Source organism: Pseudosulfitobacter sp. SM2401, assembly GCF_042932805.1.
Lineage (GTDB): Bacteria > Pseudomonadota > Alphaproteobacteria > Rhodobacterales > Rhodobacteraceae > Ascidiaceihabitans.
Genome location: NZ_CP170633.1, coordinates 2,969,837 through 2,984,594, shown reverse-complemented (window position 1 = coordinate 2,984,594; position 14,758 = coordinate 2,969,837). Strand labels below are relative to the sequence as shown.

The following is a 14,758-nucleotide window of genomic DNA, read 5'->3' as shown; positions in this document are numbered from 1 at the left end:
TTTACTCCGCTGCAACGATGCCGATTTGACCATGATCTGGATCAATACGGCTGACTTTGGGTTCAGACACACGGGTTTGTGCAGCGTCGGCAAAGATTGCAGCGACACGGGCGGCATCAGGGATCGCGCGGAACGCAGGTTGTGTGCGGCTGAAATACCAAGGGCGTACGTGCGGCCAGGTCATCAGATACGACAGGCGCGTCTCGCCACTGAGCTGAAATGTAACAGTGCCAAACCCAGATTTGCGCACAGCCGCTTGGGCCGATCCGATGCAAACATAAGGCAGGTTCAGTGTCATGGTCAGGGCCGCGCCAATGCGCATGCAAACGCGTTTGTTGGTAAGCGTGTAAACGGTGGATCGTGCTTGGATGGTCGCAATGCCGACCAGCAAAAGACCGACGATTAACCCCGCGATCAAAAACGGAATGCCGTGACCCATCGCAGCATTCAGCGGCAGTTCAACGGCAGAAACACCAACGCGCCAGATGGCCAGCACCACGAAATATCCGATGACCCAATTCAGGCCCAAAGCATCCTTGGCCAAACGCAGTGGATTGGGGCTGCCTTGCCAAAGAATTACTTCGCCCGCAGGTAATTCTTCGGGCAGGCCGCGGATCGGTTCGAATTTGAAATCATCGTGGTTCATTGGTTTGGTGTCCCTGTTGTTCGGACCGGACCCTGTGGTGGCTAAGCCTGCGGATCCGGTTGGTTTTGTGTTAGATCAAAGCAGCGGCTCGGCGCGTTTCGCATCCGCATAAAGCGTGCCGCCGCCAAAGTAGGCCATGATCTTTTCTTCTTCCAAAAGCGTGATCTCGTCCGCGTTTCTGATTGTCGGAATGTCCGCAAAATGTGTGCTGTAGATCGAACGCACGGTGACACGGTCGCCTTTGATGCGGGCAAAGTTCATCGGAATCAGACGCGTTTGACCAGACCCTTCGGGGTTCACGTCAATGGTCAGGTAGCGGACCATTTGCTCTGGCACGTCGATCCACATATCGATGATGCGTCCGATCACTTCGCCGTCGCCTGCAACCACAGCTTTGCCGCGTGGGTCCATCCCCGCCGAGACGTGGAAATCAGGCAGTGCCGTCATTGGTTTGATCTTGGCGTGACCATGCGCGTCGAGTTCGGCGTGGTCGCTGCGTGGGGCCCATGCGCCGGGACCAACGCCGTCTTTCATCGGATCACCGGTCGGCACATAAGGCGACCCGGCAGCGGGTGATGATTGGTCTAGTGCCAGATCATCGCGATCACCACGTTGCCCTGATGGAACCGTCAATTCACCGCGCCCGTGTGGCAGCAGGAATGTCTTGTCCGTTGGAACCGGAAATGGGCCTTGGTTTGCGGCCTCGCCCCCGTCATCTGATTGCAAAGGATAGCCTTCGCGCATGTTTTCGGTTTGCAGATAGTAGATCAGCAACCCAAAGAAGATCCAGAAAAGCCAGATCGCAGCGCTGGCCAGATCGAAGTTTCCAAAGAATTCAGTTCCAAGCAATGTGGTGTCCTCCGTCGTGGTCGGTATTGAATGTTGCGTGTGTCATGTCGGGAAATCCGCAAGGCCGATGGGGCCTTTGGTTTTGGATGTGATGGGGCGGGTTTTGACCAAAGGGCCAAGGGCGATCAGCGTGATAAACAGGGCTGCGATTTCAACGTGGTAGACCACGGAATATCCGGTTGCCGGTGAATTCAACACGTCGCCCAACTGACCGCTGATTGCAGCGGCATTGATCACGTCGCGCAAGGCCCCGCCGATAAAGATCGACAGGCCTGCCGCTGTTGCTTGCGCCGCGCCCCAGGCCCCAAGCGCTAGGCCTTTGCCTGCCACGCCTTTGGTGTCCAGCGTCATGGTTGCCGTCAGGGTAGCCACGGAAAACAATCCGCCGCCCAAACCAATGCCAAAGGCCCCGGCAAAGAACATGACCGGGCTGTTCATCGGGGCGGCAAAGATCACGGCGCAAAACGCCACCAATCCGAACAGAATACCGCGGGCCGCCATGCGGTGCGGGTCGATGTTTGATTTCAACCACTTCGCCGCCAACCCAAAGCCCAGCAACGCGCCACCGGCCCACATGGCCGTCAGCAAGGTCGTTGCCGACACGGAAAGCCCGAGGATTTCGCCGCCGTAGGGTTCTAGCAGTACGTCCTGCATGTTGAACGCCAGCGTGCCAAGGAACACGACGACCAGCAGGCGTGCAGCGTCGCTGCCTGCGGTCAGATCAGCCCACGCATCGCTGAACAACGGGCGCGGTGCCTCACGTTCTTCGCGGCTCATCGGGGTGATTTTCTCTTGTTTCCAAAGCGCGATCACGTTCAGAACGATGGTCACAACCGCGGTGCCTTGAACCACTTGCACCAAACGCAGAGCGCTAAAGTTGTGCAGCAGTGCGCCGACGATGATTGCGGACACGGCCATGCCGATCAAAAACATCACATACAGCAGCGCAACAACTTGGGGGCGGGTTTCTTCGGTTGCGCGATCAGCGGCCAACGCCAGACCCGCCGTTTGGGTCATGTGCATGCCAAGACCGGTCAAAAGGAACGCCAAAGCGGCCCCAACTTCGCCTGCCCATTCGGGGCCAGCAACCTGATCGCCGGATAGAACCAACAGGCCCATCGGCATGATGGCAAGGCCACCGAACTGCCAAAGTGACCCAAACCAAAGGTAGGGAATACGCTTCCACCCGATCGCGCTGCGGTAGGTGTCGGAGCGAAACCCGAGCAGCGCGCGAAACGGCGCGACCAGCACAGGAATCGCGATCATGATGGCGACGATCCAAGCGGCGACGCTAAGCTCGACGATCATCACGCGGTTCAGCGTGCCCAGCAACATGACCGCAGCCATGCCGACGGACACCTGGAACAACGACAGCCGCAATAATTGACCCAAAGGCAGCTGTTCGCTGACCGCATCCGAGAACGGCAATGCGCGCAGCGTCAGGTTCTGGATCGTTTTGCGGCCAAGCATCATGGGCGGTACTCCAACGCATTCGAGATGTAAAAGCCCGAAGTCACACGTTCGATGTTGCGCAATGTCCCGCGCGAGATGGCCTCGGACAGACGCTCGGGGCTGTGCGGCACCATCGTGGGTGAACGATCTGCGCGCGGAAACAGTTTGCCGACGCGCCACATCGCCATCAGCAATGGCGTGCGCGGCGCGACCGTGAACACCATGTTGCCGCGAATGCGCGGGGCGATGTTGTGCAAAATGCGGGTGATGTCGTCTTGGGAATAATAGATCATCGAATCCATCGCCACGACGTGATCGAAATGCCCTAGCGATACATCCAGCATGTCACCGGCGCTGAATTCCATCGAACCTGTGACATGTGTGGGGCGACGTTTTTCGGCGATGTCGATCAGTTGCGGCGAGATATCAACGCCGACAACATCCGCACCGCGTGCGGCCAGTTCAAACGCCAAAGCGCCGGTGCCACAACCCGCATCCAAAATACGCGCGCCGGTCAAATCATGGGGCAATTGCGCGATCAGCAGATCACGCATCCGGTCACGTCCAGCCCGCACGGTGGCACGAATGCCAGACACGGGCGCGTCTGATGTCAGACGCTCCCAGGTCTTGGTGGCGGTGCGGTCGAAATAGGTTTCAACGTGCTGGCGTGTGACCTCGTACGACATCAATCAAACCCTAGCAATTCAAAGATTTCGCGATCAGGCAGTGACGCAGGTGCCAATGGTTCGGTTCCGTTCCACAGGGTTTCGGCCAACTTGATGTATTCTTTTTGAACCATCACGATGTCCTCATCTGCGTCCATTTCGAACAGCGTCTTTTTCTTGAGGCGCGAGCGGCGGATGGCATCCAGATCGGGCATGTGCGCGATGCGGTTAAAGCCAACGGTGCGGCAATAGCGATCAACTTCGTCCGTGTCTTTGGAGCGATTGGCGACGCAACCGGCAAGGCGTACTTTGTAGTTGGCAGACTTGGCTTGGACGGCGGCAATGATCCGGTTCATCGCGTAGATGCTGTCGAAATCATTGGCCGTGACGATCAAAGCACGATCCGAATGTTGTAATGGCGCGGCAAATCCACCGCACACGACATCGCCTAGAACGTCAAAAATGACCACGTCGGTTTCTTCTAACAGATGGTGTTGCTTCAGCAGTTTGACCGTTTGACCAACCACGTATCCACCGCAACCTGTGCCCGCTGGCGGGCCGCCTGCTTCGACGCATTTGACGCCGTTGTAACCCTCGAAAACGAAATCTTCGGGGCGCAATTCTTCGGCGTGGAAATCGACCTCTTTCAGGATGTCGATGACCGTCGGCACCAAGGTTCCAGTCAGCGTGAACGTGCTGTCGTGCTTGGGGTCGCACCCGATTTGCAAAACGCGCCTGCCCAGTTTGGAAAATGCCGCGGACAAGTTGGACGAGGTCGTCGATTTGCCGATCCCGCCTTTGCCGTAAACGGAAAAGACCTTGGCCCCGGTGATTTTCGAGGTGTCATGGACCTGGACAGATCCTTCGCCGTCGCCCCCCAAGTTGGGGATGCTTTTGTCGAGTGGGCTCATGATAATTCCCTTTTCATTTTTGTCGGTTGGGTCATTCGGCTGCAATGCCCTCTAGTTGATCTTCAATGGAGTCGGCTGCATTTTGCAGGGCCGCCAACGTGTCTTCGTCTGGTGTCCAGTAGTCGCGATCCGAGGCTTCGAGCAGGCGGTTTGCCATTCGCATCGAGGCTTGCGGGTTCAGATCGGCGAGGCGCTGGCGCATGGTTTCGTCCAGCACAAATGTTTCGCTAAGGCGCTGGTACACCCACGGTTCAACCGTGCCGGTCGTCGCTGACCAGCCAACGGTGTTGGTGATACAGGCCTCGATTTGGCGCACGCCTTCGTGGCCGTGTTTCAGCAGTGGCTCGTAGAATTTCGGGTTCAGGCTGCGGGCGCGAGTTTCCAAGGCGACTTGGTCCTGCAAGGTGCGAACCTTGACGCCGCCGCGGGTTTGATCGCCGATGTAGACCGGTGTGTCATCCGTGCCTTTGGCGCGTTTGACTGCGGCCGCAATGCCACCCAACGTGTCAAAATAGTGGTCGACTGTGGTCACGCCCAGCTCGACCGATTCAAGGTTTTGATAGGCCAGATCGACGTTCTTCAGCGTGTTTTGCAACAAATCTGCCTGTTGCGATGCTTCGCCGTCAGTGCCGTAAGCAAAGGATTTGCGCGCCTGATAGGCATCCGCCAATTCGCCTTCATCCTCGAACGCCGAACTGTCGACCAGCTGGTTCACGTTAGATCCGTAGGCCCCCTCGGCATTCGAAAACACCCGCAACGCGGCGGTGCGCATGTCGCAATCTTGGGCTTTGGCAAAGTCCAACGCGTGGGCGCGGATCGGGTTCATCTCAAGCGGCTCTTTCGCCATCGCACATTGGTAGGCGGCATCAGCCAGCAGCTTGGTTTGCAACGGCAACAGATCACGGAAAATACCTGACAGGGTCATCACCACGTCAACGCGCGCACGCCCCAAGATTTCCAGCGGTACCAGATCCGCGCCGCACAACCGTCCGTGTGCATCAAAACGCGGGGTCGCACCCATCAGGGCCAACGCTTGGGCAATCGGGCCGCCATTGGATTTGATGTTGTCCGAACCCCACAAAACCAGCGCCACAGTTTTTGGCAAGCTGGTGTGCGTTTCAATCAATTCGTTTGCTTGTTTGCGCCCGTCTTCCATCGCGAAGGCGGTCGGCATGCGGAACGGATCAAAGGCGTGAATGTTGCGTCCTGTCGGCAGAATTTCCGGTGCGCGGATCACGTCGCCACCGGGAACGGGCGCAATGAACTGGCCGTTCAGCGCGCGCATCAAAGCCGGCAATTCGCTGTCGGTCGACAGGTGTCCTCGCGCCGTTTCACGGGCAGCAGGTGTGTCAAATTCCATCTGCGCCAGTGTGTCGTCAATCTTGTCTGCGGTTTGTGGTTTGCCAACGATGTGCAGACCATCAGGGATCAGCGCGTCTTCGGTTTCCAACAGGCGCAACCACAGCGCGCTTAGGTCATCCGCGTTCAAATCCACCGCTTCGGCTTGGGCGCGCACAAGGTCAGCCAGATCATGGCGGCTGGTTTCGCTTTCGGACAGGCTGCGCCATTTTGTCAGGCTGTCTTTCAGATCGGCCAACCCGCGGTACAGGCCCGAGCTTTGCAAAGGCGGCGTCAGATGCGTGATCGTGACCGCATTGGCGCGGCGCTTGGCCAAGGTTGCCTCGGACGGGTTGTTGGCGGCGTAAAGATAGACGTTTGGCACGTTGCCCATCAGGCGTTCTGGCCAGTCGTTTCCGCCCAATCCGTTCTGTTTTCCGGGCATGAATTCCAACGCGCCGTGCATGCCAAAATGCAGCACCACGTCGGCTTTGAAATCGTGTTTCAGGTATTGATAGAACGTGCTGAACGCGTGGGTCGGGGCAAAGCCTTTTTCGAACAACAGGCGCATCGGGTCGCCCTCGTAGCCGAACGTTGGTTGCACGCCGACAAAGACGCGTCCGAAATGTGCGCCCAAGACAAACACTTCACGCCCGTTGGATTGGATGCGCCCCGGTGCCGCGCCCCAAACGGTTTCGATTTCATCAAGCCATGGAGTTGTCGCAACGATCTGATCCGCACTGATGCGAGCGGCCACGTTTGCCTCTTGGCCAAAGGTTTGTGCATTGCCGCGCAAGACCGCCTCGCGCAAATCGTCGACGGTGGCGGGCGGGGTCACATCGTAGCCGTCGGCCTGCATGCGGTGTAGCGTGTTAAACAGCGATTCAAAGACCGAAAGATACGCGGCCGTACCAACAGCGCCAGCATTTGGCGGGAAGCCGAACAAGACGATGCCAACCGATTTTTCAGCGTTGGTTTTGCGGCGCAGATTGGCAAGGTGCTCTGCCTTTTCGGCCAGTGCCTCGACCCGTTCTACACAGGGTGCCATCGCTTTGACGTCGCCGTAAGCGTTGCATTTGTAAGCACAACCAGCGCAGCCTTCGGGGCTGTGGCGACCTGCAAAAACCGTGGGGTTCGTGGCCCCGTCGATTTCGGGCAAAGCCAGCAACATGGTCGCCTCGATCGGGCTAAGACCTTGGCCACCCATCGCCCATTGATTGAGGGTCTGAAATTCCAGCGGTTGCGCAGTGATGTAGGGAATGTCCAGATCGCTGAGGGTCACCACGGCGGCGTCACTGTCGTTGTAGGCAGGGCCGCCAACCAGGCTGAAACCGGTCAGAGACACCAGTGCATCAACACGACCTTTCATGAATTTTTCGATCGCAGGACGCCCGTCAAGACCACCTGCAAACGCGGGAATAACGCGCAACCCGCGTGCCTCAAGCGTGCGAATGACGTGGTCGTAATGCGCTGTGTCGGCGGCCAGAATGTAGCTGCGCAACATCAAAACACCGACAGTTGTCGTCGCACCATTGTGCGGCAATTCGGCCATATCGGTGGTGATGTGCTGGCCTGCCAGATCAGGGTGATACAGGCCGACCTCAGGGTATTCCACGGGCGCTTGGGCCACGACCTTGTTCCACATCGGATCGGTTGCGTAGCGCGAAATCAGAAAACGGATCATGTTTTCAATGTTGTCGTCGCTGCCACCCAACCAGTACTGCATGGACAAAAACCAAGCGCGCAAATCTTGGGACTTTCCGGGGATCAAGCGCAGGATTTTTGGCAATCGGCGCAGCATTTTCATCTGACCGGCACCGGATTTGCCGCTGGATTTAGACGGCTTGAGCTTTTTCAGCAAACCCATCGCACCGGTGGCGGGTTTGGACATGTCCAGATCACCCATCCTGGTCAGCTGGGTGATCTCTTGGTCCGAAACGACGCCGATCATCGCATCACAGCCGTCGCGGCGCGCAATCAAATCAGGCAGGATGGCTTTGATGTGATCCTCAAGGAAAATGACGCAGGTGACGACAATGTTTGCGGTCGCGATGTCGTCCTTGGCCTGCTGCAAGGCGTTTGGGTCTTTTTCCCATTCGGCAGCGGCGTGGATTTTGACGTTCAGACCCGGGAAATCCATCGCCAAACGGGGTGACACACGGGCGGCAGGGCCAGCGGCGTGCCGGTCCAACGTCACGATGACGAAGTTATAGTTTTGTTCAACTACCTCATCGCGCATAATGTGCTTTCGCCTCGTACAGAGTGTCGATTGAAATCTCGCCCAAGCCCTTTTCGGCGGCGTATGTTTCGGTGTTGCGGCGGGCTTTGCCGCGCACAAAGAATGGAATTTTCCTAAGTTCTTTTTCCGCATCCAACAGCCAGATCACGTTGTCTTGCGCCTCGGCGATGACAACTGGCGGTGTGTCCGCAACAGGCTTGGGCGCGTGCCCGCCGTGGTGGCTCGCCCCTGCTTCGTCGTTGAATTCAAAGTCGTCGCGGAACATGTGCAGCAGGTGTTCTTCGAGCCCCATGACCAGTGGGTGAATCCACGTGTCAAAGATAACATTCGCACCCTCGAAACCCATCTGCGGGGAATAGCGGGCGGGGAAATCCTGCACGTGAACGGGGGCAGAAATCACGGCGCAGGGGATGCCCAGACGTTTGCCGATGTGCCGCTCCATCTGGGTGCCAAGGATCATCTCTGGTTGCAGCGCTTCGATCGTGCGCTCGACTTCTAGGTAGTCGTCGGTGATCAGGGCCTCTAGGCCGTATTCCTTGGCGGTGGCCCGCACATCGCGCGCCATTTCGCGGTTGTAACACCCGATGCCTGCAACCTCGAAACCCATCTCGTCGCGCGCGATCCGTGCGGCGGCTTTGACGTGGGTGCCGTCGCCAAAGATGAACACGCGTTTGCCCGTCAAATAGGTGGAATCCACGGATCGCGACCACCACGTCTGGCGCAAACGGTCGGTGTCCAATTCTGTTGTGGAACCAGTCAATGCGCGGATTTCAGCGATGAAATCGTGGGTCGCGCCCGCACCGATTGGCACGGTTTTGGTGTAGGGCTGGTCGAAGTGCTTCTCGCAATACCGCGCGGCCTGTTCGCCCGTTTCAGGGTAGAGTAGCACGTTGAAATGCGCCTGACCCATCTTGGCAATGTCGGATGGTGTTGCGGTCATCGGGGCCGTGACGTTGACCTCGACACCCAGTTCGTACAGCAGGTTTGTGATCTCTTGAATGTCGTCGCGGTGACGGAAGCCCAAGGCCGTCGGCCCCAGCAAATTGCAGGTGATCCGCGTGGTTTTTTCCATCGGTTTTGCAAGATGACGCACGATCTGAAAGAACGTTTCGTCCGCGCCAAAGTTTTCTTTGCGTTGATACGATGGCAGTTCCAGCGCGATGACCGGGATGCCCAGACCCATCGTTTCGGCCAAACCGCCGGGATCGTCCTGGATCAGCTCGGCGGTGCACGAGGCCCCGACAATGATTGCCTCTGGCTTGAAACGGTCCACGGCGTCTTGGCACGCGGCCTTGAACAAACCAGCGGTGTCCGACCCCAAATCGCGGGCTTGGAACGTCGTGTAGGTGACGGGCGGGCGGTGATCACGGCGTTCGATCATGGTGAACAAAAGGTCGGCGTAAGTGTCGCCTTGGGGGGCGTGCAAAACGTAGTGCAGACCTTTCATGCCTGTGGCAACGCGCATCGCACCAACGTGCGGTGGGCCTTCGTATGTCCAAACCGTCAGCTTCATTCGGCGGCAACTCCCAGAATGGATTTGCGACGCAACGGGCGCGCAAACAGTGACGCCAGATCGCCCGCCTGTTCGTAGAAATGCACCGGCGTGAACACCAATTCGATCGCCCATTTGGTCGACAGACCTTCGGCCTCAAGCGGGTTGGCAAGGCCAAGGCCACAGACCGTCAGATCAGGGCGCGCGGCGCGGCACCGATCCAGCTGCAGATCAACATCTTGGCCCTCGGCGATTTGTGGTCCGGCGGGCAGCAGATCCAGATCGGGACCGTGCAGCGCGTCGTGAATGTAGGGTGACCCGACCTCAAGTGCGGTCATGCCACATTCGCGGGTCAAAAACCGGGCTAGCGGAATTTCCAACTGGCTGTCGGGGAAAAAGAACACGGATTTTTCATTCAGCGGCACGCTGGCTTGCGCGATGGCTTTGCGGGCACGGGCGCGCGGGGCTTCGGTGACGCGTTCGAACAGGTCTGTGGACACGCCGAATTCTGTCGCGATGGCCGCAAGCCAGGCTGTCGTGCCTTCTTCGCCGAAGGGGAACGGGGCCGCGATGTGGCGCGCGCCGCGGCGTTCAAGGGCTGCGTGCGTGTCGCCTAAAAACGGCTGCGTTAGGGCAAAGACCGTGTTGGGGCCAACGCCCATTTCAGATGCAATGTTGCGCGCAGGTAGGACCGTGACGGGGCCAATCCCCAAATCGCTAAGCAAGCCCAGCATCTGATCCTCGACCACGTCGGGCAGCGCGCCGACAACCATCAGCTCGCGCGCGTCCGTGTTTGGCAACACAGGCACCATCGAGGCGAGACAAGCGTCTTCGCCTTGGGTGAACGTGGTCTCAATTCCGGAACCGGAGTATTCAAGGACACGCACTTTGGGCGCAAATTCTTGGGTCAAACGTTCGGCGGCGCGGTTCAGGTCCAGCTTGATCACTTCGGACGGGCAGGACCCAACGAGGAACAACTGGCGAATGTCAGGACGGCGGGCCAACAGTTCAGCAACCGTGCGGTCCAGTTCGGCATGCGCGTCATTCAGGCCGGCAAGATCTGATTCTTCGAGAATCGCGGTGCCGAATCGCGGTTCCGCAAAAATCATCACGCCTGCCGCGCTTTGCAGCAAGTGTGCGCAGGTGCGCGATCCGACAACCAAAAAGAACGCGTCCTGAATTTTGCGGTGCAGCCAGATGATGCCGGTCAGGCCGCAGAATACTTCGCGTTGGCCGCGTTGCTTTAGAACGGGTGACGTGCGGCACCCGAGCGATGGCGGCGGGGTCATCAGGTCGCTCATGCGGGCACCTCGGATTGCAGGCGCGCGATGCGCAGTTTCCACAAGAATTGACCGGCGTTGACCACGTAGGCGGCGTAGGCGGCGAGGGCGATCAACATCAGCGATTGAGGCGCGATTGCACCGCTCAAAAGCCCATAAATATATAGGGTGTGCAGGGCGATCACCCCAAAGCTGAATACGTCTTCCCAGAAGAACGCAGGTGCAAACAGGTACTGCCCAAAGACGACCTTTTCCCAGATCGCACCAGTAATCATAATCAGGTATAGCGCGCCGGTTTTCAGAACCACAGACGCGGTCGCGATGGCATATCCGTCACCCGTCGCGAGGTAGCGAATGACCAGCACCAAAGAGACCAGAAATACAACGAACTGCACCGGGGCAAGCACCCCCTGAACCCGCGTCCAAACAGAGGCATCACGGCGCGCGCGCTGCTCTGTTGTGTACAGGCTGTTTGGTGCTGATGGACGCGTGTTTGCGTCTGTCATGGTGTCCCCCAACGCGATCAGTGTTGGTTAAAATCTGGCAGCATCTTATCAATGTGTCAACTTTGATTTACACAGGTTTAAAATATGATGTGGGTCGGAAAATTCAATTTTTGTCATTAAAACATACTATTTCGACGGAAATTTCTCAAAAGTGTCAATTAGATTTGACATATTGAAGATCGTATTAGACGATAGGGGGCAATTACGAATTCACCAGTCACACCTGTCATAGGCTCAAAATCCAAGGGGGATTGCGAATGACAGATAGTTCCGATTGCGACCCAAGAGATCGCACGCTTGAAATGGGCGGTGTTGTATTGCAGGCACTGAACGTTTTGGCGTCTAGCGTGACCACCAAAATGAACGCGGTACCAAGCGGGCTTTGGCCTGATTTTCTGGACCGTATGTCGGTGGCTGTACAAAGTGCGGATCGCACTCTGGTTCAAGATATTGTCGACACGATGCTGCGCGAAGGCGTTAGTGGCCAAGAGATCGCAGGCCGCTACATTCCGTCGGTTGCACGCTATTTAGGTGAGGAATGGCTGGCTGATCGGGCAAGCTTTGCCCAAGTCTCGATTGGATCTGCGCGCTTGCAAGGATTGCTGCGGCATTTGGGCCCGGATTGGTGCGGCGAGGATGTTGTGCCAGCGGCTGATGCGCCACGCTGTTTGGTGATGGTTCCAGCCGCAGAGCAACACACATTGGGCGCGACTATTCTGGCAGGGCAATTGCGCAGCAGCGGGTTGTCAATTCAACTAGAGCTAGATTTATGCCCGAACGCGGCGCGATCCTTGATTGCGGACGGCGATTTCACGGCGCTGATGATTTCGGCAACTTCACGGATATCACTTGATTCCCTGCGGTTCCTCGTTGATACGATCAAGCCAGTTACGTCAAACATGCCTATTTTGATAGGCGGCAGTGTGCTCGATCATGGCATCGACATGAAGGCGGCCATAGGGGTCGATGTTGCGACAAGTGACTGGAATACGGCGCTTCGGGTCTCTACGTCGAAGGCCATGGAAATAAGGACCGCATCTTGCGGTAGTAGGCACTGATAAATGTTGTTGCTGTTCGAAATTCGGGGCGCCGCAGAGTGATGTCCCACAGTGAGATGACATGGTCTAGCGGCCTGATCCCGATGATAGAACCAGAGATCGTCACTCAAATAATCTCAAGCATTTCCGACTTGGCCGTGGTGTTGAACACTGGCGGCCAAATCTTGGGTGTGATGACAAACCCGCGGTTTTCCAGCGCGGATGATTTCAAATTTTGGGAAGGTGACGCGTTTCGGGATCATTTGACCATTGAAAGCATCGCCAAGTTCGAGCTGCGTTTTAAGGCTTTTGTTGAAACCAACGATCCGGTGTTGCCGGTCGAGTTGAACCATCCAGGCGCGCAGCCCGACACCAGTTTTCCGATGCGCTATACGTTTCATCAGATTGGCACGGACGGTGCGATTTTGCTGTTGGGTCAAGATTTGCGTCCGGTTTGGGATATCCAGCAGCAGTTGGTTGCAGCCCAAATTGCGCTTGAAAAAGACTATGAGGCGCAGCGCCATAACGACACGTTGTTCCGCGTGCTGATGGCATCGACAGACGAGGCCGCGGTTTTTGTGGCGTTGTCATCGGGCGAAGTCTCCGATTGCAACCCAACCGCGTCAACGTTGTTTGGCAAGCATCGCAATGATCTCAGAGGGTCCTCTTTTGCATCTGCGTTTGATGCGAAAGACGGGCGTGATCTGATTGACCGGCTTGCGGCGATTGGTGCGGATGCAGACGCCAAATCGATGACTGTGTCGACACGATCACCCAAGCGTGACGTTGTGATCCGACCGACTTTGTTCCGCGTCGCAGGCGAGCAAATGTTGCTGTGTCGCGTGTCACTGGCGGACGGAAACCACGTGCAGGCGGACACACTGAACAGCAACCTGATTGGGCTGTTTGAAAACGGCATTGACGGGATCGTTTTTGCAGCCAAAGACGGCCGCATCCTAAGCGCCAATGAAGCGTTTTTGAACCAAACCGACGTTACCAACACCCAAGAGCTGAAGGGGCGCGCAGTCTCTGATTTCCTAGGGCGTGGCAGCGTCGATATGAACGTTATTTTCGAGAACGCCAGCCGCAACGGTGCCATGCGATTGTACCTGACCAAGCTGGTGAGCGAACATGGCTCTGAACGGTCGGTCGAGATTTCGACCAGTTCGTTGCAAGCAGGCAATGACGCGGCGTTTGTTTTGGTGATCCGTGATGCAAATCGCGTCGAGTCGTCAAAAGACGCGCGTTCGCAAGCGACGGACGTGGACATGGTTTCGCTGATCGAATTGATCGGCAGCCAGTCGCTCAAAGATATCGTCGCGCAAACCACGGATGTGGTTGAAAAGATGTGCATCGAAACGGCTGTCGAGATGACCTCGAACAACCGGGTTGCTGCGGCCGAAATGCTGGGGCTGTCCCGTCAGTCGCTGTATGTGAAGCTTCGTAAATACGATCTGCTGAAAAAAGACTCGTAGCGCGGTCTAGCTGAGAACTTTCAAATGATCCGTAATGAGTGCCGCAACGCTATCTGCGTCCTCTTCATGCGCCAAATGCCCCAATCCAGGCAGGCTGACCGTTGTGCAATTGGGGATACGCTTGGCCGCCTGTTCAGAGGTCGTTGGCGGCACGGCCCGATCTTTGTCACCGGTGATCAACAAGGTTCGCGAGGGGTGCGTCGACAGGCGTTTCAGCAACGGATCAAGCTGCCACTGCGCCATCATCGCCAGCGTCGAATCCACATGCGTGCGATCACGAACCAAACGCCGATAGTATTCGATCTCGTGCTCGGGCAGGATCGATCCGGTGCCGTCAATCAACCGCTTTGCCGAGGCCGGGCGCGCGGCCGAAACGGTGAATAAATCAGCGACCAATGGCATCGCGGCCAAAGCTTTTGCCATCAGCGGAAACATTACGCCCGCCAGTCCTGTGAAATTTCCTAGTGCCGCATTGATGCCGATGACGGGCGGCGGATTGGTCATCATCTCTGCCATGCGCAGCGCGATTGCTCCGCCAGCGGAATGCCCAATCAGAGCAACGGGATCCCAGTCTTCGTGCGTCGCAAGCGATCGCAAATCCTCGCTCATGTGATCCAGACCACAGCGGCGTTTGGACCCGATTTTGGTGAACCCCTGACCCGGTAAATCCACCATGATCACGCGGTGGGTCTGCGCCAACAAAGGGGCCAGATGCCGCCAGCTTTGCGTGGCCCCACCCGCGCCGTGGATCAGCAACACTTGCGGTCCGTCACCCAGTTCTTGAACGTGCCATTGGTGCGGCAGATGCCGGACAAACCGCGAATGTTCTGCCAAAGGCCAGTCGTGGGACTGTTTTGCCCAGTCCATG

12 protein-coding genes are annotated in these 14,758 nt (G+C 57.4%); 2 read left to right on the top strand and 10 right to left on the bottom strand.

Translation table 11 applies throughout. The annotated features are described in order from the left end of the window. Window position 1 precedes the first annotated feature (1 nt). The 9 genes from puhB to bchF form a co-directional block, all read right to left on the bottom strand. Window positions 2-646 (bottom strand): photosynthetic complex putative assembly protein PuhB, encoded by a 645-nt coding sequence (gene puhB / locus ACFIO0_RS14675; protein ID WP_390911146.1) that lies wholly within the window; start codon window positions 644-646, stop codon window positions 2-4. Window positions 647-721: 75 nt separating this feature from the next. Beyond that, window positions 722-1,495 (bottom strand): photosynthetic reaction center subunit H, encoded by a 774-nt coding sequence (gene puhA / locus ACFIO0_RS14670; protein WP_390911145.1) that lies wholly within the window; start codon window positions 1,493-1,495, stop codon window positions 722-724. Window positions 1,496-1,537: 42 nt separating this feature from the next. Continuing rightward, window positions 1,538-2,968, bottom strand: a complete 1,431-nt coding sequence (locus ACFIO0_RS14665; protein WP_390911144.1) for an MFS transporter — start codon at window positions 2,966-2,968, stop codon at window positions 1,538-1,540. After that, a complete protein-coding gene (gene bchM, locus ACFIO0_RS14660) occupies window positions 2,965-3,633 on the bottom strand; it encodes a magnesium protoporphyrin IX methyltransferase (protein WP_390911143.1) in 669 nt (222 codons plus the stop codon). Before bchM ends, ACFIO0_RS14665 begins: the two co-directional genes overlap by 4 nt. Then, window positions 3,633-4,523: a ferredoxin:protochlorophyllide reductase (ATP-dependent) iron-sulfur ATP-binding protein gene (bchL, locus tag ACFIO0_RS14655; RefSeq protein ID WP_390911142.1), complete on the bottom strand. Its 891-nt coding sequence runs from the start codon at window positions 4,521-4,523 to the stop codon at window positions 3,633-3,635. Before bchL ends, bchM begins: the two co-directional genes overlap by 1 nt. Before the next feature lie 31 nt (window positions 4,524-4,554). Next, on the bottom strand, window positions 4,555-8,100 hold the full coding sequence (locus ACFIO0_RS14650) for a magnesium chelatase subunit H (protein ID WP_390911141.1): 3,546 nt from the start codon (window positions 8,098-8,100) through the stop codon (window positions 4,555-4,557). Next, window positions 8,090-9,613, bottom strand: a complete 1,524-nt coding sequence (gene bchB, locus ACFIO0_RS14645) for a ferredoxin:protochlorophyllide reductase (ATP-dependent) subunit B (protein ID WP_390911140.1) — start codon at window positions 9,611-9,613, stop codon at window positions 8,090-8,092. The genes ACFIO0_RS14650 and bchB overlap by 11 nt, the downstream gene beginning before the upstream one ends. Then, complete coding sequence (locus ACFIO0_RS14640) at window positions 9,610-10,893, bottom strand: ferredoxin:protochlorophyllide reductase (ATP-dependent) subunit N (protein ID WP_390911139.1); 1,284 nt, start codon at window positions 10,891-10,893, stop codon at window positions 9,610-9,612. Before ACFIO0_RS14640 ends, bchB begins: the two co-directional genes overlap by 4 nt. Continuing rightward, complete coding sequence (bchF, locus tag ACFIO0_RS14635) at window positions 10,890-11,378, bottom strand: 2-vinyl bacteriochlorophyllide hydratase (protein WP_390911138.1); 489 nt, start codon at window positions 11,376-11,378, stop codon at window positions 10,890-10,892. The genes ACFIO0_RS14640 and bchF overlap by 4 nt, the downstream gene beginning before the upstream one ends. A 257-nt stretch (window positions 11,379-11,635) precedes the next feature. Here bchF and ACFIO0_RS14630 point away from each other — a divergent pair, with 257 nt between their 5' ends. Next, window positions 11,636-12,436: a B12-binding domain-containing protein gene (locus ACFIO0_RS14630; RefSeq protein WP_390911137.1), complete on the top strand. Its 801-nt coding sequence runs from the start codon at window positions 11,636-11,638 to the stop codon at window positions 12,434-12,436. Between the two features lie 56 nt (window positions 12,437-12,492). Then, window positions 12,493-13,890 carry a transcriptional regulator PpsR gene (gene ppsR / locus ACFIO0_RS14625; RefSeq protein ID WP_390911136.1) on the top strand — a complete coding sequence of 466 codons (1,398 nt, stop codon included), beginning with the start codon at window positions 12,493-12,495 and terminating at the stop codon, window positions 13,888-13,890. 6 nt (window positions 13,891-13,896) lie between these two features. Here the strand turns inward: ppsR and bchO are convergent, their stop codons facing one another. Beyond that, window positions 13,897-14,757 (bottom strand): alpha/beta fold hydrolase BchO, encoded by an 861-nt coding sequence (gene bchO, locus ACFIO0_RS14620; protein WP_390911135.1) that lies wholly within the window; start codon window positions 14,755-14,757, stop codon window positions 13,897-13,899. Window position 14,758 lies beyond the last annotated feature (1 nt).